The organism is Arthrobacter sp. 05T47 (genome assembly GCF_056395825.1).
Genome location: NZ_JBFTKG010000009.1, coordinates 1 through 19088, shown reverse-complemented (window position 1 = coordinate 19088; position 19088 = coordinate 1). Strand labels below are relative to the sequence as shown.

The 19088-nt window shown below is 66.2% G+C and carries 15 protein-coding genes and 1 pseudogene; 7 read left to right on the top strand and 9 right to left on the bottom strand.

Annotated features, from left to right (window positions below; all coding sequences use genetic code 11):
* Nucleotides 1-19 precede the first annotated feature (19 nt).
* From AC1DEY_RS08810 to AC1DEY_RS08800, 3 genes are all read left to right on the top strand, one after another.
* Entirely contained in the window at nt 20-592 is a 573-nt protein-coding gene (locus AC1DEY_RS08810) for a hypothetical protein (RefSeq protein ID WP_476867610.1), read from the top strand.
* A gap of 143 nt (nt 593-735) precedes the next feature.
* The gene (locus AC1DEY_RS08805) at nt 736-1209 is read left to right on the top strand and encodes a DUF805 domain-containing protein (RefSeq protein WP_476867609.1); all 474 of its coding nucleotides are present in this window, start codon (nt 736-738) and stop codon (nt 1207-1209) included.
* A gap of 131 nt (nt 1210-1340) precedes the next feature.
* Nucleotides 1341-1886: a flavodoxin domain-containing protein gene (locus AC1DEY_RS08800; RefSeq protein ID WP_476867608.1), complete on the top strand. Its 546-nt coding sequence runs from the start codon at nt 1341-1343 to the stop codon at nt 1884-1886.
* A gap of 29 nt (nt 1887-1915) precedes the next feature.
* Here AC1DEY_RS08800 and AC1DEY_RS08795 read toward each other — a convergent pair whose 3' ends face one another.
* Both AC1DEY_RS08795 and AC1DEY_RS08790 read right to left on the bottom strand, forming a co-directional pair.
* Nucleotides 1916-2608 (bottom strand): hypothetical protein, encoded by a 693-nt coding sequence (locus tag AC1DEY_RS08795; protein ID WP_476867607.1) that lies wholly within the window; start codon nt 2606-2608, stop codon nt 1916-1918.
* Between the two features lie 67 nt (nt 2609-2675).
* Nucleotides 2676-3308, bottom strand: coding sequence for a hypothetical protein (locus AC1DEY_RS08790; RefSeq protein ID WP_476867606.1), 633 nt, complete (start codon nt 3306-3308; stop codon nt 2676-2678).
* 815 nt (nt 3309-4123) lie between these two features.
* Here AC1DEY_RS08790 and AC1DEY_RS08785 point away from each other — a divergent pair.
* Nucleotides 4124-5995: a heparinase II/III domain-containing protein gene (locus tag AC1DEY_RS08785; RefSeq protein WP_476867605.1), complete on the top strand. Its 1872-nt coding sequence runs from the start codon at nt 4124-4126 to the stop codon at nt 5993-5995.
* Nucleotides 5996-6515: 520 nt separating this feature from the next.
* Here AC1DEY_RS08785 and AC1DEY_RS08780 read toward each other — a convergent pair.
* A pseudogene (locus AC1DEY_RS08780) lies at nt 6516-6741 on the bottom strand ((2Fe-2S)-binding protein); the annotation flags it as partial.
* 56 nt (nt 6742-6797) lie between these two features.
* Between AC1DEY_RS08780 and AC1DEY_RS08775 the strand changes: the two are divergent.
* Entirely contained in the window at nt 6798-7184 is a 387-nt protein-coding gene (locus AC1DEY_RS08775; protein ID WP_476867604.1) for a hypothetical protein, read from the top strand.
* Nucleotides 7185-7233: 49 nt separating this feature from the next.
* Here the strand turns inward: AC1DEY_RS08775 and AC1DEY_RS08770 are convergent, their stop codons facing one another.
* From AC1DEY_RS08770 to AC1DEY_RS08760, 3 genes are read right to left on the bottom strand one after another with little or no spacing between them, the layout of a single operon-like run.
* On the bottom strand, nt 7234-8793 hold the full coding sequence (locus AC1DEY_RS08770) for an FAD-dependent oxidoreductase (protein ID WP_476867603.1): 1560 nt from the start codon (nt 8791-8793) through the stop codon (nt 7234-7236).
* Nucleotides 8790-11081: a molybdopterin oxidoreductase family protein gene (locus AC1DEY_RS08765; protein WP_476867602.1), complete on the bottom strand. Its 2292-nt coding sequence runs from the start codon at nt 11079-11081 to the stop codon at nt 8790-8792. Before AC1DEY_RS08765 ends, AC1DEY_RS08770 begins: the two co-directional genes overlap by 4 nt.
* Nucleotide 11082: 1 nt before the next feature.
* Complete coding sequence (locus tag AC1DEY_RS08760) at nt 11083-12498, bottom strand: MFS transporter (protein ID WP_476867601.1); 1416 nt, start codon at nt 12496-12498, stop codon at nt 11083-11085.
* A 294-nt stretch (nt 12499-12792) separates the two neighbouring features.
* Here AC1DEY_RS08760 and AC1DEY_RS08755 point away from each other — a divergent pair, with 294 nt between their 5' ends.
* Entirely contained in the window at nt 12793-14205 is a 1413-nt protein-coding gene (locus tag AC1DEY_RS08755) for an MFS transporter (RefSeq protein WP_476867600.1), read from the top strand.
* A gap of 85 nt (nt 14206-14290) precedes the next feature.
* Here the strand turns inward: AC1DEY_RS08755 and AC1DEY_RS08750 are convergent, their stop codons facing one another.
* From AC1DEY_RS08750 to AC1DEY_RS08740, 3 genes are all read right to left on the bottom strand, one after another.
* The gene (locus tag AC1DEY_RS08750) at nt 14291-15022 is read right to left on the bottom strand and encodes a glutamine amidotransferase (protein WP_476867599.1); all 732 of its coding nucleotides are present in this window, start codon (nt 15020-15022) and stop codon (nt 14291-14293) included.
* Between the two features lie 106 nt (nt 15023-15128).
* Nucleotides 15129-16949, bottom strand: a complete 1821-nt coding sequence (locus tag AC1DEY_RS08745) for an acetyl/propionyl/methylcrotonyl-CoA carboxylase subunit alpha (RefSeq protein ID WP_476867705.1) — start codon at nt 16947-16949, stop codon at nt 15129-15131.
* A gap of 190 nt (nt 16950-17139) precedes the next feature.
* Nucleotides 17140-17829 (bottom strand): Maf family protein, encoded by a 690-nt coding sequence (locus AC1DEY_RS08740; protein ID WP_476867598.1) that lies wholly within the window; start codon nt 17827-17829, stop codon nt 17140-17142.
* 369 nt (nt 17830-18198) lie between these two features.
* On the opposite strand from AC1DEY_RS08740, the gene AC1DEY_RS08735 reads away from it, so the two are divergent.
* A partial coding sequence (locus AC1DEY_RS08735; RefSeq protein ID WP_476867704.1) for a 13E12 repeat family protein occupies nt 18199-19088 on the top strand: 890 nt, incomplete at its 3' end.

Genomic DNA, 19088 nt, shown 5'->3' with positions numbered 1-19088 from the left:
TTCAGGCTATGTCCTGGCCTTGCGGCGCTTTGCCGGGTCATCGATCGGGCCGGGGTACACCTCGGTCTGGATCCGCGACCCGGCCGGCGGCTGGTCAATGCACGGCACCGTGGACCCCGGCCTGTCCTGCCCCCGGTACTTTGGCGCCGCCCTCGAATCGGCGTCGACTTCCCGCATCTCCCTCGCCTGGAGCGGCAGCAACGCCTTCACGGTCGACGTCGACGGCGGGGCTGTCCTTCACTGGGAACTCATGCTCCGGGCAACGCCGGTCACCAGGGCCATGTCGGCAGTCTCAGGCGCTGCACCGGAGCGGCTCTGGCGCAGCCGGACGTTCCTGCGCGCCATGGGCGCCGTCGCAGGCCCTGCGTTGGGGGCGGGGCACCTAAGGCTGACGGGCCACGTTCCCAACGGCCAACGGTTCGCCGTTTATCCCCGGCGCCTGTGGTTTGTCGCAGGCAGCCGGGCCGTGCTGAAGGGGCGCGACCTGGGAAAGCCGGCGGCTTTGACGGTCCAGGACAGGTTGGGGGATTTCTGGATACCCCGGCGCGGCATCCTGATGATGGGAACTGCAGAGTTCGAGCCGGGCGTCTGAGCGCGAAGGCTAAACCGGTGCCTGATGGTCCCGCGCGCCTGCGCGGATGAACGCCTTGTAAATTCTCGACGCCCAACGCTGATTCCTGGGCGCTGGCGGCCCTAGGATGAGTCTCGTCACTGGCACTCATTGAAGGGGACTACATGAGTTATCCGCAGCAACCGAATGCATTACCGCCGCAGACCGGAGAGTCGCCGCTTTGGGCCCCGCTGTACGGGGCCAGCCTCACGCAGGCCGTCCAGCGATTCTTCAAAAAGTACGCCACCTTCACCGGCCGGGCCAGCCGCAGTGAGTACTGGTGGTGGGCGCTGGTGTCACTCCTGGTGGGCATCGTCATCAACATCATCACGAGTACTGGCATGACGACCAATGCGTCCGGAGCCGCCGCGATTGGACCTGGCGCCGTCATTGGGCTGATCCTAGCCGTTGTTTGGGGACTGGGGACGATCGTTCCGTCCCTGGCCCTCCTGGCCCGGCGCCTGCATGACGTGAACATGAGCGCCTGGCTTATCCTGCTGGTCCTGGTGCCGTTCCTCGGTGGCCTGGCGCTGTTGGTGATGGCAATTCTGCCGTCCAATCCGGCCGGCCAGAGGTTCGACCAGCCCTCCGGCTACTAGGAGTTCCGAAAGCGACGAATCCCTGCCCGGGAATCCGGGCAGGGATTCTTCACTTTTCAGTGGCCTTGCGCATGACGGTCCCGGGGCGTTGGACCCTAGGGCCGCAACCCGCCCCGCTCCCACACTGGATCATGGCCAACATTTACATCCCGTACGGAACGGTTGAAGGACAGACAGCCCAGATCGCGGAGTACATGGCCGATCTGATCCGTGTGCACGGGCACCAGGCGGAGACCGCGGACCTCAAACATTCCGGCCACACCCTGCCGGAGGGTTACGACGGCGTGATCGTTGCGGCTTCTGTTCATGTGGGCAAACACGAAGGGCACGTCACGGACTTTGTGAAGAAGAACCGCGGCGAGCTCGAACGATTGCCTTCCGCGCTGGTGTCCGTCAGCATGGCCGCCCACGGAGACGAGGAACACGCCGAGGGCTACGTGCAGAAGTTCGAAGAGGACACGGGGTGGCGGCCACAGCACGTCGGGCTGTTCGCCGGTGCGCTGCTCTACACCCACTACGGCTTCATCAAGAAGCACCTGATGAAGAAGATCGCCAAGGACAAGGGCTCACCGGACACGGACACGTCCCGTGACTATGTCTACACGGAGTGGGACGGCGTCCGGCGCTTCACCGAGGACTACCTGGCGTGGTTGGCCAAGCCGGCCGGTCCGGAGTAGGGCTCAGCAGCAGGGCTGAGAAGCAGGGTTCAGGAGCAGGCGTAGGGCGGGACCGTGTCGCCGGGGGCGAAAGGCTTGAACCAGTGCTCGAAGTCCAGTTCCCTGGCGTCATCTTCGAGCTCATCGAGCCTGTCCGAGTACAGGGCCTCACTGTCGGCGTCCTCCAACAGGACTTCCTCGACGTCGGCCCTCCAGTCCTCCGGGAGGTCCAGTTCGTAGATGTCCTCGGTGATTTCCGCCTGATCGAGCAGGCAGCGGACGGCGAGTTCCGCCGCGAGGCATCCGGGGGCGGTCCAGCCCCGGACCAGGGCGGCGGTGACGTCTGCAGCGACGACGATGAACATTTGAGTGAACTTCGCGTCGTAGCTGGCGGCGAACTGTGGCGGCAGGGAGGACAGGACTGAGGTCCCTGCTATGTCGGTGGGCGTGATAACTTCCAGCCTGCTGAGGGTTCCGAGATCGCGGAACAGCTGGTCGATGAGGATGCTCGACGAATTCCAGAGGAGTCCGGCCAGCAAGCGGGTCTGGCGCACTGCTTTCTGACGGTCTTCCGGCGAGACGGCGGCCATCTCGGCCAGGTCTTCGGGATCAAACTGGAGCCGCTGATCGGCCGTCATGTCGTCAGGATGCGGGTCGAGTCCCAGCAGTTCCAGGCTCAGTCCGGTGAGTTTCCCGGCGTCGGCCAGCAGTTCTTCGGTGATGTCGTCGTCGTCGGCGCTCATGGCCCCGATGCTACCCGCCGTTTGTTCCTTGTCCCGATTCGCGTTACGCGGCCGGGTAACCGGCGGGTCAGGCGGCAGCCGCCCGGTGCCCGCCCGTCGCGGTGCTCCCGCGGGCCATGCGGGCGGAGGCGAGGTAGCTGATTCCAGCGATCAGGGGGACCACGCTAGCGGCGGTGATCGATCCGACCGGTCCGGACCGTGCAATGACGGTGATGACAAGCGGCAGGACGCCGAGGGCCACGAGCAGCCAGCCGGCCAGCGCGGTGCGCCTCAGGCCCAGGACGGCGGCGGGGAAGGCCAGGGCGACGACGCTGACGGCGATGATGGGTCCGTTTTCGCTGACGAAGGTGCGCAGGCCCGCGGGGTCGAACGCCAGCCAGACGCAGGCCGCGATGAAGGCAGACGACAGGGCGAGCAGCAGGGGAGCGGTGGCCGCCGGCCAGAACCAGGCAGCGACAGCCAGGATGAGCATCGGCACCACCCAGGCCAGGGTCATCAGCATCGCTGCCGTTCCGCCCGGGCTCTGCATTGAGTCGCCGACAATGACGATTCCCGCGAGGACGGTGAACACCCCCATGATGGCCGCCCCGGTCCGCAGCAACACGGTGGACCGCTGCTGCGGATCCTTGTCGCGCGTTCTGAGCACGACGATGGCAAATACAATAATCGCGCCGAGCGCCAAAATGACCGGGACGTTCATGGGATGCCTCCTGATGGCGAACGGAGCCTACGTCCATTGCATCCACGGTCCAGTTGCGCTGCCAAGGGGAGAAAGGCCCGCTTCGGGTGTGCCGGAGTCGCTGATCGTCCTGAACTCCGGGCTGCCGGATTTGTTGATGCACAGTGCATGCGAGCCCATGCAGACGAGGAACCAAGCGTTCATACGTGTCCGACGGGCGCCGGCTACGGTCTTGCCGTTGAGGTTCCACTGATACGTGTAGCCGTCAGCCACCATGTACCACGGGCGGCCCCCGGTGCCGCAGCCGACAGTGGCCTAGATCGGCAGGCCCGCCATGGAGGATGCCTCCTGCACGATCATCTTAGGGCCGCCATGAAGTCAGTTTGAACTCAAAGGCTACGTCCTCAGTGACCACGCGGGTGGTGGATGCTTGACCATTATTTGACCCCGTCAGGCGCCAACGGATCGCAGAGGGCGTTTGGCAGCCTCACCTGGTCTCGCATCTTGGAGCGTGTCGCCGCGTGACCATCTCGCCAGCTCTCACCGAGCTTCGGCCGCCAGCGAGCATACCGGCTCCAGAAATGAGCAGGCCCGTTGTGCCGGACGGTTCAGATCGGATATATCCCATATCTTGCAGGACACGGACTGTGAGGAGGACATAGACGTTGGTGAGGAAGATATAGAGTCTGGCCAGGAGGGTGTTCAATTCATTTTTCACACAAGGGTCTAACACACTCCGCCAGCCGTTGACGGACCCAAGGCCCGAAGTCGCCGGGGGGGCTGCTCTGCAATAAACCGGATCAGGGATTTACCGTCTAGCTTGTGTTCAGGCGCCAATGCATCGGACCCTTGCGAGGTCAGAAGCTGCACGGATATGTCGTTGTTTTATCCCCAGGCGTGCTGCAGCGACAGCAGTCCCGGGTTTTACCACTTGGAGAATCTTGCCGTACATCCCACGCCGCGCCGCCGCGGAAGCACAAGAGAGAGCCGTCCGACACAACATCGGAAGCAACGTGCGGCCCAAGCCTGACGATGAATCAGTAGCGGATTCACTCCTCTTGGGCACATTGTCGTTTCCCCACCATCGTCCGTTTTCGCTGCCCAAGGCTCCGTCATGGTCAGAAGATCCGTATGCGGATCGAAACTGGCAGTTCAATTACCAGAGTCTTCGATGGATAGACGTGTTACGTCGCAGATATGTTGTAACCGGGGCAAAGATCTATGAGGAAGCGCACCGAGGCTACCTGGACTCCTGGTTGAGTAGGAACGGCGACCCGCGCCGCAAGCCTTCATCGCGTATGGCTTGGTATGGCATGGCCACTGCCTACCGTAGCGGTATCATCTCAGCAGCGATAAGCACTTATGGTCCAGATCCGGACCTCATGAACGCGCTCAATGAGCACGGCGCATATCTGGCCGACGAAAATGCTGCCTTCGAACACGGCAACCATGCACTTCACGTCCGGACCGCGCTCCTGGTCATTGCCGACATACTGCAGAATGAAGCTTGGAAACGATACGCCGTTCACACCTTGGACGAAATAGTTCGGAACAGCGTTGATCTGCAGGGCGTCGACGCCGAGGGGGCGATGGCCTACCAACACACGAATTACGGTTGGTTCCAAATCACGAAAAAACATCTCCTGGCTGCGAAGCTAAAGCCCTCGAAGGTTTTTCAACGGGTAGAAGAGATGCCCGACTTTGTGGGATACGGAACCGGACCGGATCTTCACCCTGTACCCTTCGGGGATTCCGACAGGCTTGCGCTTCGGATGCTTCCGGGGTCGGTCGTCGAGTGGGTGGCCTCTCAGGGAACGAAGGGATCGGCGCCTGCTGCTGTCTACCGAACTTATGCCGCCGGATACCTATTTGCCCGAACGACATGGCACCTCCCAGCCGACCAAACTCAAGTGTTCTACACGCTTCGCTACGGCCCGAAGGTAACCTCGCACGCGCACTGCGACGGAGGATCCATAACGCTGATGGCAGGGGTAACGCCGTTGCTCCTGGAGGGTGGACGCTACAAATACCAGAAGCACGAGAACACAGACTTTCTCAAGTCGAACTATGCCCACAACGCTGTCGTCTTCCCCAACGACCCTTACAACGAGGAAGCCCCGACTTCGTTGGTCCAAAGTGCCACAAGCGCGGACCACGACTGGACTGTTGTTATGCGCTCGGAAACGCACGGTTCAACGTGGCAGAGGGGCATCTATCACTCCCGAACCCATCGATACCTCATCGTCATCGATAGCATTGTTGCCACACGTAATGAAGGCGCTGTGGTCCTCTGGCAATTGCCGACTCAGGCTGCAACCACACTAGAGGCGGGGTGTTCCTCCTCGGAAACATCCGAACTTGGGATGGAGATATCCAGCTTCTGTGAACAGGGAGACCTGAACCTAGCCGTCAAGATAGGGCAAAAAGAACCCATGCTTGGTTGGCGGAGCGACACCTACGGGGAAATCTTCGAAGCCCCGACTCTTCAAGCGAGCACCAAAGAGTCCAGTAACGTCATCGTCACAGTGATTGCGCCCCGAGGAATATCGGATCCACGGCGGACGGCAAGCGTGATCTTCCGTCAGGACAGTGTGGAGGTAGACGTGGTCGGCCCTAATGGGACGGAGAGCGTGAGCCTAAAACATCCGAGCTGTTGGGCCACGGAACGCTCCAAGCTCGAGCCCGGACCAACCCTCAACCTCAATTGAAACGGCAGTGGATTGTGACATGACGCAGCCGCGATTTGCAGCCCGAAAATTCTGTACAAAGTACGACGTGGACTGCACGCTTGGACGGGCTAACCTGCGAAATCATCCCGGAACTTTGGCGCCGGACCTCAGATAATTAGTTCCTTTCGGTTTTAGTGGTCTAAGGACGGCTCGTGAGCAAGCGTTACAACGGCGTGGTCCTAGCCCCGGCCGTCGTCCCGGTTCATAAGGCGACGGGGGCGCCGCCGACACTCGTCGGAATCATTCGTCGTCGGCCACACCGTGGAGGAGCGTGACTGAGCTGACGTATTAGTGGAAGCGCAACGGCGTCGCCAGCCCGTGGGCGGCCTGGCAGTCGTGCAAACTTCACGACGCTGACGAAGACATGGGGTCAAGGTCACGGTGACCGGGTACTAGCCGGGTACGGACCGCCTTAGACACTTCCGATCCGGTACTCGTAACCCGCAAGTTAATGGATGTACGGCTGAAAGCTGAGTCAAGCCGTCGGGACGCCCATTCCTTACGCAGCCGCCCCTTGAAAGTGCGCCTCGATGATCCCCTTGATGTCGTCGTGGCAGCCGCCGCAGCCGGTGCCGGCGGGGGTGGCCGCGGAGGCCTCGGGCACGGTCCCGCAGAACCGGGAGAGGCAAGTTGGTCCGGCCCGTACAGGCGCAGCAGCAGCGACCTGTCCGCGGCAGTCTGGCGCCACGCTCGAACAGTTGCACAGGCTCGGCCGAGGTGCGGGGCGATCAGGGAAAAAAGACCTCTACCTCTTGGCGCATCGCAAATGCATAATGTCGCCATGTTCCTTTTCGTACTATTGGCCATCGTGTTGCTGGTCCTGTTTTGGCAATACATCGTGGCTGGGCTCGGCCTGTGGGTGCTCGTGCTGATCATGCGCACCTTGATCAATTGGACGATCGCCGACCCCAAGCCGAATTACCGCCGGGAGCACGTTCAGACCCGGTATGTGACCACACTCGTCCAGACCCGGCCGGCGCCCAGGCCCGTCCAGACCCGGCCTGTGGCGAGGCCCAAGCCTGCCCGCGAGCTGCCCGCGCCCGACTACCTGCCCAGGTGGACTCCAAGCCGCCGGCTGGAGGCCGTCCGCGAGCATGCCCAGTGGCAGAAGAGATTCGACAACGCAGCGCAGTACAACCCTGCCGGACCGGGCGCCGCAAACGGGTAGCGCGGCCGCGGCGATGTCCGGCGAGCACGGCTGCCCATCGAGCTAAGCCTCAGGCGACCGCTCCCTGAAAGTGGGCCTCGATGATGCCCTTGATGTCGTCGTGGCAGCCGCCGCAGCCCGTACCGGCGCGGGTGGCCGCGGAGACTTCGGGCACGGTCCCGCAGCCCTCCGTGACGGCAGAAGCAATGGCTGTCCCGCTGACGCCCGCGCACCGGCAGACGGTCCGGGCGGGGTCGGCAGCGCCGGGGGATGCAAGCTGGTCCGGTCCGTCCAGGCGCAGCAGCAAGGACCTGTCCGCGGGGAGTTCGGCGCCGCGCTCGAACAGCTGCACCAGCTCGGCCGAGGTGCGGGGCATGCCCACGGACACAAGGCCCTCCAGCACGCCGGCGCGGGTAGTCATCTTGACGTAGCGGCCGTGCTCGGGATCGGCCCACTGGGCGATCTGCAGCCGCGCCCGGCCGTTGACTGCGCCGGCGGTCAGGGCTTCCTCGTCCCACGGGTCGGTGGATACATCCCCGGCCACGGCCATGTTCATGCCACGGGCCTTCAGCACGATCACGCCCGGCAGTTCCGCGGGAAGCGAGGGCAGGGCCTCAGCCTCTGCCTCGGCGCCGGATGCCAGCAGGGTCAAGTAATCGGCGAGCCATTCGGCCTGGCGCCAGCCCGGCCCGACCAGCCCGGACGGGCCGCGTGCGGTCCGGCACTCCACGCACTCGTGGTCCGGGCAGCGGACCTCTGCGCAGTCACCGATCGCAAAAATGTGCGGCTCGTGGTGGGCCCGGAGCTTGTGGTCCACCAGGATCCCGGCGGCGGTTGAGAGACCGCAGCCTTCGGCCAGTTCGGTCCGCGGCCGGACACCGCAGGAGAGCACCAGGAGGTCGCCGTCGATCGCGGAGCCGTCATCGAGCAGCAGCGCCGAGAAGCCGCCGTCGGGGGCGTTATGTTCGACGCCGACGGAGCGGGCGTTGCCCGCAACCCGCACGCCGCAGTTCCGCAAGGAAGCCGCGAGAACGGCGCCGCCGCCGCGGTCGATGTTCCGGCCCAGGGGATGCGGTCCGTTGTGCACCACCGTGACGGTGGCGCCTTCCTCGGCCGCGGCCAGGGCAGTCTCCAGACCCAGCACGCCGCCGCCCAGGACCACCACGCGCTTGCCGCCGGCCACGGCGGAGTGGAGTACGGACGCGTCGCGGAGATCCCGAAGGGCGGTCACGCCCGGCGGCAGCACAGGAGCGGCCGGGTCCGGGTTGAGACCGGTGAGGTTGGGGATGACAGGCCGCGAACCGGTGGCGAAGACCAACCGCTCGTAGCCGGGGGAGGTGCCATCGCTGAGCAGGACCTGCTGCCGGGCGCGGTCCACGCGGCGGACCCGGACGCCCAGCCGGACATCGACGCCGTCCGCCACGAGTGCGGCAGCGTCCGCGAGAGCCAGGGCTGCCGGCGTGGTCCGGCCGACGCCGAGATCCGCCACCAGCACGCGGTTGTACGCCGCCTCGGACTCTTCGCCGATCACCGTTAGGTGCGCGATTCCGCTGCGCACGGCAGGCAGCAGCTCGTCGATCAGCCTCGCGGCGACGGGTCCGAAGCCCACCACCACAATCCGCTCAGTCATGAGGTCTCCTCTGCTTGAAGAATGCGGCCGCCAACACCGGCGGAAGCAGCGGCCGGGACAGAGCCGGACACTGCGCCGCCGGACACCGTGTCGCAGGAACTGGTGTCGCCGGAACTTGTCGGGCGGATCCATACCTTGCTCGTCTTGAACTCGGGCATCCCGGAAATGGGGTCCGTGGCCGCCTCGGTGAGCCGGTTGGCGCTCTCGAGCTCCGGGAAGTGGAACGGCAGGAACACCGTCTCCGGGCGGATGTCCGTGCTCAGCTCGGCACGGCAGCTGACCACGCCGCGTTCGTTGGAAATGGAGACGTAGTCGCCGTCGGCGATACCTTGGGCGGCGGCCGCGGCGGGGTGGAGCTGCAGCCGCGCCTCGGGCTGGGCCTCGGCCAGGGCGGCCACCCGGCGGGTCTGCGCGCCGGACTGGTAGTGCTCCATCAGCCGGCCCGTGATGAGGGTCATCGGCCTTCCGGCCCGGGAGATTCCGGCCGCGGCGGCAGAAGGAGTACGACGCCGGGGCGCAACGGGGGTGAACACTGCCCGGCCGTTCGCGTGGGCAAAGGCGTCCAGGAAGAGCCGCGGCGTGCCGGTGCTGCCGGCGGGGTAGGGCCAGTAGGCCTCCTCGCCACGGTCCAGCATGGCGTAGTCGATTCCGGAGTAGTCGGCCAGTCCGCCGGAGGATGCAATCCGGAGCTCCTCGAATACGGTTTCGGGGTCCTCGCTGAAGATGGAGGGGGCGTCCAGCAGCTCTGCCAGACGGGTCATGATCCAGAGCTCGCTGCGCACCCCGGGCGGGGGAGTGAGGGCCCGGCGGCGGCGCAGCACACGTCCCTCGAGGTTGGTCAGGGTGCCTTCTTCCTCGGCCCACTGGGTGACCGGCAGGACCAGGTCGGCCTCGGCGGCGGTCTCGGAGAGGAAGAAGTCGCACACCACCAGGAAGTCCAGGCTGCGCAAGCCCGCGATCACGGCGTTCGCATCCGGGGCGGACACCGCCACGTTGGCGCCGTGAACGAAGAGGCACCGGACGCCGTCGGGCTGTCCCAGGGACTTGAGCAGTTCGACGGCGGGGACGCCGGGTCCCGGGATGAGCGCTTCGGGGACGCCCCAGACCTTGGCCATGTGGGCGCGGGCGGCGGGATCGGTGATCTTCCGGTAGCCGGGCAGCTGGTCCGCCTTCTGGCCGTGTTCGCGGCCGCCCTGGCCGTTGCCCTGCCCGGTGAGGGTGCCGTAGCCGCTCCGCGCCGAGCCCGGCAGGCCCAGCAGCAGGGCGAGATTGATGGCGGCCGTGGCGGTATCGGTGCCGTCCACGTGCTGTTCGACGCCGCGGCCGGTGAGGATGTAGCTGCCGCCCTTGCCGGCGCCGTCAGCCAGCCGCCGGGCGGTTTCACGGATCAGCCCGGCCGGGACGCCGGTGATCGACTGGACCCGTTCCGGCCAGAAGCTTCCGACGCTGCGGACCACGGCGTCGTAGCCGGTGGTGCGCTCGGCGATGTACGCGGCATCGGCCAGGCCCTCGTGGATCACCGCGTGGGAGATGCCCAGGAGCAGGGCGAGGTCGGTGCCCGGCAGCGGCTGCAGGTGCAGGCCGCCGCCGTCGGAAGTGAACGCGGCGGTGGCGGAGCGCCGGGGGTCGACGACGATCAGCCCGCCGGCGTCGCGCGCGCCTTGGAGGTGCTGGACGAAGGGCGGCATGGTCTCGGCAACGTTGGACCCGAGCATCAGGATGGTGCTGGCGGCGTCGAGGTCCGCCAGCGGGAACGGAAGCCCGCGGTCCAGGCCGAAGGCGCGCATGCCGGCCGCGGCGGCCGAGGACATGCAGAACCGTCCGTTGTAGTCGATCCGCGAGGTGCCCAGTCCCAGCCTGGCGAACTTGCCCAGCTGGTAGGCCTTTTCATTGGTGAGGCCGCCGCCGCCAAACACGCCGACGGCGTCCGGACCGTGCCCGGCGCGGGCACTCTTCACGGCGGAGACAATCAGCCCAAGGGCCACGTCCCAGCTGACCGGGCGGTGGACGCCGTCGGCGCCCTTGAGCAGAGGCTCGGTGACCCGGCCGGTGTGGTTCAGCAGCGAGGCGGAGGTCCAGCCCTTGCGGCACAGGCCGCCGCGGTTGGTGGGGAAATCCCGCCCAGCGACTGTCAGGAGCGGCGGGGCGACGGCGGGCGCCGGCGCCGGCGTGGCGTGAACGGGGTCTGACCCCGGCTGGACAGCCGGGGTCAGAGCCGCTGGAGATGTGAGCGTCATGGCGCACTGCAGGGCGCAGTAAGGGCAGTGCGTGTCGGCGCCGGTGGTCATGTTAGACGTGTCCCATCGCGTTTCGGTTGGCGTTGCGGATGTAGAAGAACCAGCAGACCGCCAGCATCAGGACATAGGCACCCACGAATCCGTAGAACGCCGGGGTATAAGAGCCGCTGGCGGAGTTCGAGGCGTTGAGCACCTGCGGGATGACGAATCCGCCGAAGGCGCCGATGGCCGAGATCAGTCCCAAGGCCGAGGACGCGAGCCGCTGGGTGGTGACCGTGCTGGCACCGGAGCGGGCGGCCCGGCTGGAGGTGGCGAAGATGACCGGGATCATGCGGTAGGTGGCGCCGTTTCCGAAGCCGCTGGCGGTGAAGAGGAGCAGGAACAGGACCAGGAACAGCCAGAAGTTCTTCAGCGGCAGGGTCCAGATCATGGTCAGGGTGATCACGGCCATCGCGGCGAAGGCGGTGACGGTCATGCGGGCCCCGCCATTCCGGTCCGCCAGGCGACCGCCGTAGGGGCGGGCCAGTGAGCCGACCAGCGGGCCGAGGAAGGCCAGGGACAATGCCACGGTGCCGACGCCGATTGAGGAGAAGGCCGGGAAGTAGTCCTTGATGAGCTTGGGGAACACGCCGGCGAAGCCGATGAAGGAGCCAAAGGTGCCGATGTACAGCAGCGCCATGATCCACAGGTGCGGTTCCTTCAGCGCGGCCAGTGAGCCCGCGACGTCGCCCTTGGCGCTGGTGAGGTTGTCCATATACTTCCAGGCGCCGAAGGCGGCCAGCAGGATCAGCGGAACCCACATGAAGCCGGCGACGGGCAGGTTCACGGTGCCGGCTGCCAGCAGGGTGATGGCGATCGGCACGGCCAGCTGTGCGACGGCGGCACCGAGGTTGCCGCCGGCGGCGTTCAGGCCCAGGGCCCAGCCCTTTTCCCGGGCGGGGTAGAAGAAGGTGATGTTTGCCATCGAGCTTGCGAAGTTGCCGCCGCCGAATCCTGCCAGCGCCGCCACGAACAGCATGACGCCGAACGGGGTGCCCGGGTTGGCCACGCACAGCCCCAGGCCCACCGAGGGGAGCAGGAGCAGCAGGGCCGAGACGATGGTCCAGTTGCGGCCGCCGAAGCGCGGCACCATGAAGGTGTAGGGGATCCGGAGCGTGGCGCCCACGAGGCTTGGCATGGAGATCAGCCAGAAGATCTCATTGGTGGAGAACTTGAAGCCGGCGGAGGGAAGCTGGACCACCACGATCGACCAAAGCTGCCAGACCACGAAACCCAGGAACTCGGCGAAGATGGACCAATTCAGGTTGCGACGGGCGATCGAGCGGCCGGCGGACTCCCACTGTTCTTTGTTTTCTGCATCCCAGTTGGCGATCCAGCGGCCGGGCCGGTGGTCGAGGGTAAGGGTGCCGCCGGTACGGGCGGCATCGGCATCTACGGTGCCGATTTCGGCGGTGCGTTCAGCAGTCACTTGGGAGACCTCCTTGGGGGGTGTTGTCCTTCAAAGGTAGGGATCCCGCGTTTCCGGGACTGTCGCCGTTTATTAACGCGCTGTGACTTTTGCCTATCGGGGCCTTTATTACGGTGTGAGAATGGGTGTGACGACCACCACGTGAGACGACGACACGGCGTCCAAATAGCGGAACATTTGTCCATTGACTGGACGGTGGGAACTATTATCAGACATATACGACTCCCTATCCGGCGGCCCCGGGCATCGGGCTCTTGGGGAATTTCCGTCCGGTCTTCATGAAAGCGCTACTACATGTCATCCACTGCAACCTCCTCGGAGCATGGGTCCACGAAGCAGGTGAATTCGCGCGGCCGCGTGATTGTCGCCAGCCTGATCGGCACCACCGTCGAGTTCTATGACTTCTACGTGTACGCCACTGCTGCCGTGCTGGTCTTCCCCTCGCTGTTCTTCCCGGCGCAGAACGAAACCGCCCAGCTGCTGGCATCCTTCGCTGTATTCGGTGTCGCGTTCATCGCCCGCCCGCTCGGCTCGATCATTTTCGGCCACTTCGGCGACAAGTTCGGCCGCAAGGGAACCCTCGTGGCCTCGCTGCTGACAATGGGTATTGCCACCTTCCTGATCGGCTGCCTGCCGACGGCGACCGTACCCGGCTGGGAATTCTGGGCTCCGGCCCTCCTGGTCGTCATGCGCTTCTTCCAGGGCCTTGCCCTTGGCGGCGAATGGAGCGGTGCGGCACTGCTGGCCACCGAGAACGCCCCCGCAAACAAGCGCGCCATTTATGGCACCTTCCCGCAGCTCGGTGCCCCGATCGGTTTCATCATCGCCAACGTGATCTTCCTGGTCTTCAGCTACACCCTGACGCCGCAGGCCTTCATGGACTGGGGCTGGCGCGTGCCGTTCCTGCTCAGCGCCGTCATGGTGATCATCGGCCTCTACGTCCGCCTCAAGCTGATCGAAACCCCCGCGTTCACCAAGGTCATCGAATCCAAAGAGGTCGCCAAGCTGCCGCTTGCCCGGGTCTTCAAGACCAGCTGGCGCCACCTGATCCTGGGCACGTTCATCATGCTCGCCACCTACGTGCTCTTCTACCTGATGACCACGTTCACTCTCACCTACGGAACCCGCGCCTCCAGCCTGGATGCCGCCAAGGCCGCGGCCGAGAAGGCAGGCAAACCGATGAGCGAGTCCGCGGCCGCCGCGTTCGTCCCCGGCCTCGGCTACACCCGCAACGACTTCCTCTGGATGCTGATTGTCGGCGTCGTGTTCTTCGGCATCTTCACTCTGGTCTCCGGCCCCCTGGCCGAGAAGTACGGCCGCCGCAAGATGCTCATGGTGGTTACGGCCGGCATCCTGGTCTTCGGCCTGCTGTTCGTCCCGCTGTTCAGCGCAGGGTTCGTGGGCACCATGGCACTGCTGATCATCGGCTTCTCCCTGATGGGCCTGACCTTCGGCCCCATGGGTGCGCTGCTGCCGGAACTGTTCCCGACCAACGTCCGGTACACAGGCTCGGCCATCAGCTACAACTTCTCCAGCATCCTGGGTGCGGCGGTGGCTCCGTTCATCGCCGTCTGGCTCTGGGAAGTCGGCAAGGGCAGCCCGGCGCTGGTCGGTGTCTACCTCGCCGTCATGGCCGTGCTGACGCTGATTGCCCTGTTCGTGAGCAAGGAAACCCGCGATCTGGACTACGAGAACAACGTAGCCTGACGCTCCAGCGAAGCTGCTGACCGAAATGCCCGGTGTGTTCGTCGAACACACCGGGCATTTCTGCGTCTGCTGGATTATGTGTCGGCTAGCTCGCGTAGCGCTCCACGAAGTTCCGCAGGATCTTCATCGGCTCCGTCGCGGTGAACCGGCGGGCGTCCTCCATGAGCATTTCGGCCGATTCCGGCGGGAAGTAGCCGGCGTGGCGGTAGATGTCGATCCTGGTGACGAGCCCCTCGGCGTCGAGTTCGGGGTGGAACTGGGTGGCGTACAGGTTGGTCTTGATCCGGAACATGTGCACCGGGCAGGCGGCCGAGCTCGCCAAGAGCACCGCGTGGGAGGGCAGGACGGTGCAGGCTTCCTTGTGTCCGGTGAACGCTACGAAGCTCTCCGGCAGCCCGCGCAGGAGGGGATCCTGCAGCCCTTCGGCCGTCAGTTTGATGGTGACACCGCCCAGGCCTTCACCATAAGTCCGGTCGATCACGGCGCCCTGGTGCAGGCCGAGCGTTCCGACGCCGTAGCAGGCACCGAGGAACGGGAAGTCCTCGGCCACGATCCTGTCCAGCAGTCCGGCGAGTTCGCTCTCCACCCGGTGCTGGGTGGCACTCTTGTGATCGGCCGGGTCGCTGGAGGTGAAGGGACTGCCGCCCACAATGACGCCCGAATAGTCGGACAGCTCCAGTGGGGGGAGCGGGGCGGCTTCCATCCGGATGCGGTGCAGCTGCTCGGGCTCGAGCCCGCAGTAGCGCAGATAGGCGCGGTATTCGTCCTCGGCGGCGGTTTCTTCCGCGCGCGAGGCGAGGAGCAGGAATGGCTTCACACTCCAAGTTTCCACTGGCCGGTCACGGAGGCGCCAGAGGCGCGCCCGTGACCGGAGTGGTCTTACTGTCCTGCTGGTTCTTTCTACTGTCCGCCGTTGCTGACGGTCACTCGCCGTCTTCGATCATGGCGATCACAGCGCCGGCGGACACCGTCTCGCCCGCGGACGCGGTGAGGCCCATTACGATCCCGGCGCGGTGGGCGGTGAGCGGCTGTTCCATCTTCATCGCTTCGAGCACGACGACGAGATCGCCCTCGGCCACCGTGGCGCCTTCGGCGACGGCCACCTTCACGATGGTTCCCTGCATGGGGGAGGTCAGCGCGTTGCCGCTCGCAGCCACGGTGGCGCCGCCGCCACGGACGCGCTTCTTGACCTTGGCCGGCTTGCCGCCGCCCGTGCCGCCGGACGTGCCGGTGCCCAGCGACGCCGGCAACACCACTTCGAGGCGCTTGCCGCCGACCTCGACGACCACCCGCTGGCGATCGCCGCCGTCGGGCGCTTCGGCGTCGGCGCCGGTGGGGGTCCAGGCCGGAATGTCGTTGACGAAGGCCGTCTCGATCCAGCGGGTGTGCACCTTGAAGGCGCCCTCGGCCGGGGCGAAATCGGGATTGGACACAACCGCGAGGTCGAACGGGATGACGGTGGGGATGCCTTCGACCACCATTTCCTCCAGCGCACGCCGGGACCGCTGCAGGGCCTGGGCGCGGGTGGCGCCGGTGACCACCAGCTTGGAGAGCATGGAGTCGAAGTTGCCGCTGATGACATCGCCCTGCTCCACGCCGGAATCGATGCGGATACCGGGGCCCGTGGGGTTCTTCAGCGTGGTGATGGTGCCCGGGGCGGGCATGAAGTTCCGGCCCGGGTCCTCGCCGGTGATGCGGAATTCGATGGAGTGGCCGCGGACTTCGGGGTCGTCGTAGCCGAGTTCCTCGCCGCGGGCCAGCCGGAACTGTTCCCGGACGAGGTCGATCCCGGTGACTTCCTCGGAGACGCAGTGCTCCACCTGGAGGCGGGTGTTGACCTCGAGGAAGGAGATGGTGCCGTCCTGGCCGACGAGGAATTCGCACGTGCCGGCGCCGAGGTAGCCGGCTTCCTTGAGGATGGCCTTGGAGGATTCGTAGAGGCGCTTGTTCTGCTCTTCGGTGAGGAAGGGGGCAGGGGCTTCTTCGACGAGCTTCTGGTTGCGGCGCTGGAGCGAGCAGTCGCGGGTGGAGACCACCACAACGTTGCCGTAGGCGTCGGCGAGGCACTGGGTTTCGACGTGCCGCGGGGCGTCCAGGAAGCGCTCGATAAAGCACTCGCCACGGCCGAAGGCGGCAGTCGCCTCGCGCACGGCAGATTCGAAGAGTTCGGGGATTTCCTCCCGGGTGCGAGCCACCTTGATGCCGCGTCCGCCGCCGCCGAAGGCCGCCTTGATGGCGACGGGCAGGCCGAACTTGTCCACGAATTCGAGGATTTCCTCGGCGGATTCGACCGGGTCGGCGGTGCCGGGGACCTGCGGGGCGCCGACCTTCTCGGCGATGTGGCGGGCCTGGACCTTGTCGCCGAGGGCCGAGATCGCCTCGGGGGAGGGACCAATCCACGTGATGCCGGCAGCGATCACCTTGGCGGCGAACTCGGCGTTTTCGGCCAGGAAGCCGTACCCGGGGTGGATGGCATCCGCGCCGGACTGGCGGGCGACGTCGATGATCTTGTCCATCACCAGGTAGGACTCTGCGGCGGTGTTGCCACCGAGCGCGTAGGCCTCGTCGGCGAGCCGCGCGTGCAGGGCATCGCGGTCGGGATCCGCGTAGACGGCCACCGAGGTGATGCCTTCGTCGCGGGCGGCGCGGATGATGCGCACCGCAATTTCTCCGCGGTTGGCGATCAGCACCTTGCTAAGCGGGCGGCTGCCCGCGGCTGCAGATGACTGTGTTGATCCCGGCACGGTGGTGGCGGACTGCTCCGAATTTGCTGACAAGGCGTCTCCTTCTTTCCTTCAGGGAGCCTAGCGCGGTTTTGTGGGTTCCGCCGATATTACTTGCGGATTCCGCGCGTAAACGGCCCCTCCTTTGTAGGGTTGCCACAAAGGGCGGCGAAATGGCTCACTCGATCCCCACTGAGTCCCTACTCCGCTTTCACTCGGCGCGGACGTCCGCCGGGTCCACGGCCCCACCGGTCCAAAGTTCGGTGATGCCCACATTTGCCTGGCTGAGGAGCGCGCGCAGGGTGGAGATGGAGAGCCCGACGACGGTGTGGGGATCGCCGTCGACCTTGCGGATGAACGCGCCGCCGTAGCCGTCGATCGTGAAGGAGCCGGCGCACTGCAGCGGCTCGCCGGTGGCGATGTAGGTGTCGATTTCCTCGACGCTCATTTCCATGAAGTGCACTTCAGCGGAGGACACCGAGCCCAGGGTGGCGCCGGAGCCGCGTGCGGTGACGTCGCCGTCGTCTGTTTCTTCACCGTCGGTGTCGCGGCAGTCGACGAGCCAGTGGCCGGTGTGCAGCACGCCCATGCTGCCGCTCATGCGCAGCATGCGCTCGCGCGCGACGTCGGCCGTGTAGGGCTTGCCGTGGGCCTCGCCGTCGAATTCGAAGACGGAATCGCAGCCAATCACGATTGCGCCGTCCGCCTCGGGCAGCGAGGCGACGGCCTCGGCCTTGGCCCGGGCGAGCAGCAGGGCCGTGTCATGCGGATCGGTCACACCGTAGCGGGCCTGGACGGCGTCCTCGTCCACATCCGAGACGAGGACCTCGTGCCGGATCCCGGCGTGGCTGAGCAGCTTGGTGCGGGCGGGGGACTGGGAGGCAAGAATGAGGCGGGTCACGGGTCCAGCCTAGTTGACGGGGTCCGGAGTGGGACCGTCGCGGTGGGTTCATGGGTGGCGATTCAGGCCTCCGCGCCGGGACGTGGCCGTTGCCGGTGAGTCCCGTGCCGGTGAATGCGGTGCGGCGGTTGCCGGTGAGTCCGGTGCGGCCGCCGACTCGGCGGGCATCCATCTGGCCGGCTGCCTGGCCAGCCCTCCTGGCTCTCCGTTAAATGTCGTAGGTCCCTGAAAGACTGAATTCATGGACGGCAATCAAGGGCCCGAAGTGGTTCCGGCGGGACGTGGCGGTACCGGCTTCGGCCGCGCCTGGCACGCTCGTGTTCCGGGCCGGACACGATTTTCGGCAAACCCGTGACAGCGTCCGCAGTCCTGCCAGGTCGGCCGGGCACCGCTCAGTCGGCGCCGGGAGGCGTCGGCGCCGCGGCCGACTGTGCCCGGATCATCGACCGCATCCGCGAACTCGAGGACCGGAAATCCGCCGCGGCCGCCGAACAGGCCCACCTCGCCGTCGAATTCGACCAGCTCCAACGCCGCGCCCAGGCCGCCGCCGGGATGCCCGCCGATAAGCTCGGGGCGGGTGTCGGCGCGCAGATCGCTTTGGCCCGGCGCGAATCCCCCGCCAGGGGCGGCCGCCTGCTCGGCCTGGCCCAAGCCCTCGTCACCGAAATGCCGCACACCCTCACCGCAATGGAAACCGGGGTTCTGAACGAATGGCGCGCCACCCTCCTCGTGCGCGAGACCGCCTGCCTGAGCGCCGCCGACCGTACCGCCGTCGACGCCCAACTCGCCCCGGACACCGGCACCCTTGCCGGGCTGGGCGATCGGGCCATCACCGCCGCAGCCCGGGCTGCCTCCTACCGGTGCGACCCTCGCTCCGTGACGGACCGGGCCGCGCACGCCGCCACCGAACGGCACGTCAGCCTCCGCCCGGCCCCGGACACCATGGCCTATCTGACCGCCCTGCTGCCCGTCGCCCAGGCCGTCGCCGTGTACACCGCCCTGGCCCGGAACGCCGACACCCAACGCGCCGCCGGGGATCCGAGGAGCCGCGGCCAACTGATGGCCGATGCCCTCGTCGAACGCGCCGCCGGCACCCCCGGCGGGATCACCGGGGTTGAGATCCAGCTCGTCATGACCGACCGCACCCTCTTCCAGGCCGACAGCGAACCGGCCCGCCTTCCCGGCTACGGCACCGTTCCCGCCCAATGGGCCCGCACCCTCGTCACCACCGGGCCCACCGACTCGTTGGAACCTGACGG

Bases quoted from the DNA above. Each gene is read 5' to 3' on its own strand.
- AC1DEY_RS08805 (WP_476867609.1), top strand. From the start codon at position 736: ATGAGTTATCCGCAGCAACCGAATGCATTACCGCCGCAGACCGGAGAG.
- AC1DEY_RS08800 (WP_476867608.1), top strand. From the start codon at position 1,341: ATGGCCAACATTTACATCCCGTACGGAACGGTTGAAGGACAGACAGCC.
- AC1DEY_RS08795 (WP_476867607.1), bottom strand. From the start codon at position 2,608: ATGAGCGCCGACGACGACGACATCACCGAAGAACTGCTGGCCGACGCC.
- AC1DEY_RS08790 (WP_476867606.1), bottom strand. From the start codon at position 3,308: ATGAACGTCCCGGTCATTTTGGCGCTCGGCGCGATTATTGTATTTGCC.
- AC1DEY_RS08785 (WP_476867605.1), top strand. From the start codon at position 4,124: ATGCATCGGACCCTTGCGAGGTCAGAAGCTGCACGGATATGTCGTTGT.
- AC1DEY_RS08775 (WP_476867604.1), top strand. From the start codon at position 6,798: ATGTTCCTTTTCGTACTATTGGCCATCGTGTTGCTGGTCCTGTTTTGG.
- AC1DEY_RS08770 (WP_476867603.1), bottom strand. From the start codon at position 8,793: ATGACTGAGCGGATTGTGGTGGTGGGCTTCGGACCCGTCGCCGCGAGG.
- AC1DEY_RS08765 (WP_476867602.1), bottom strand. From the start codon at position 11,081: ATGACCACCGGCGCCGACACGCACTGCCCTTACTGCGCCCTGCAGTGC.
- AC1DEY_RS08755 (WP_476867600.1), top strand. From the start codon at position 12,793: ATGTCATCCACTGCAACCTCCTCGGAGCATGGGTCCACGAAGCAGGTG.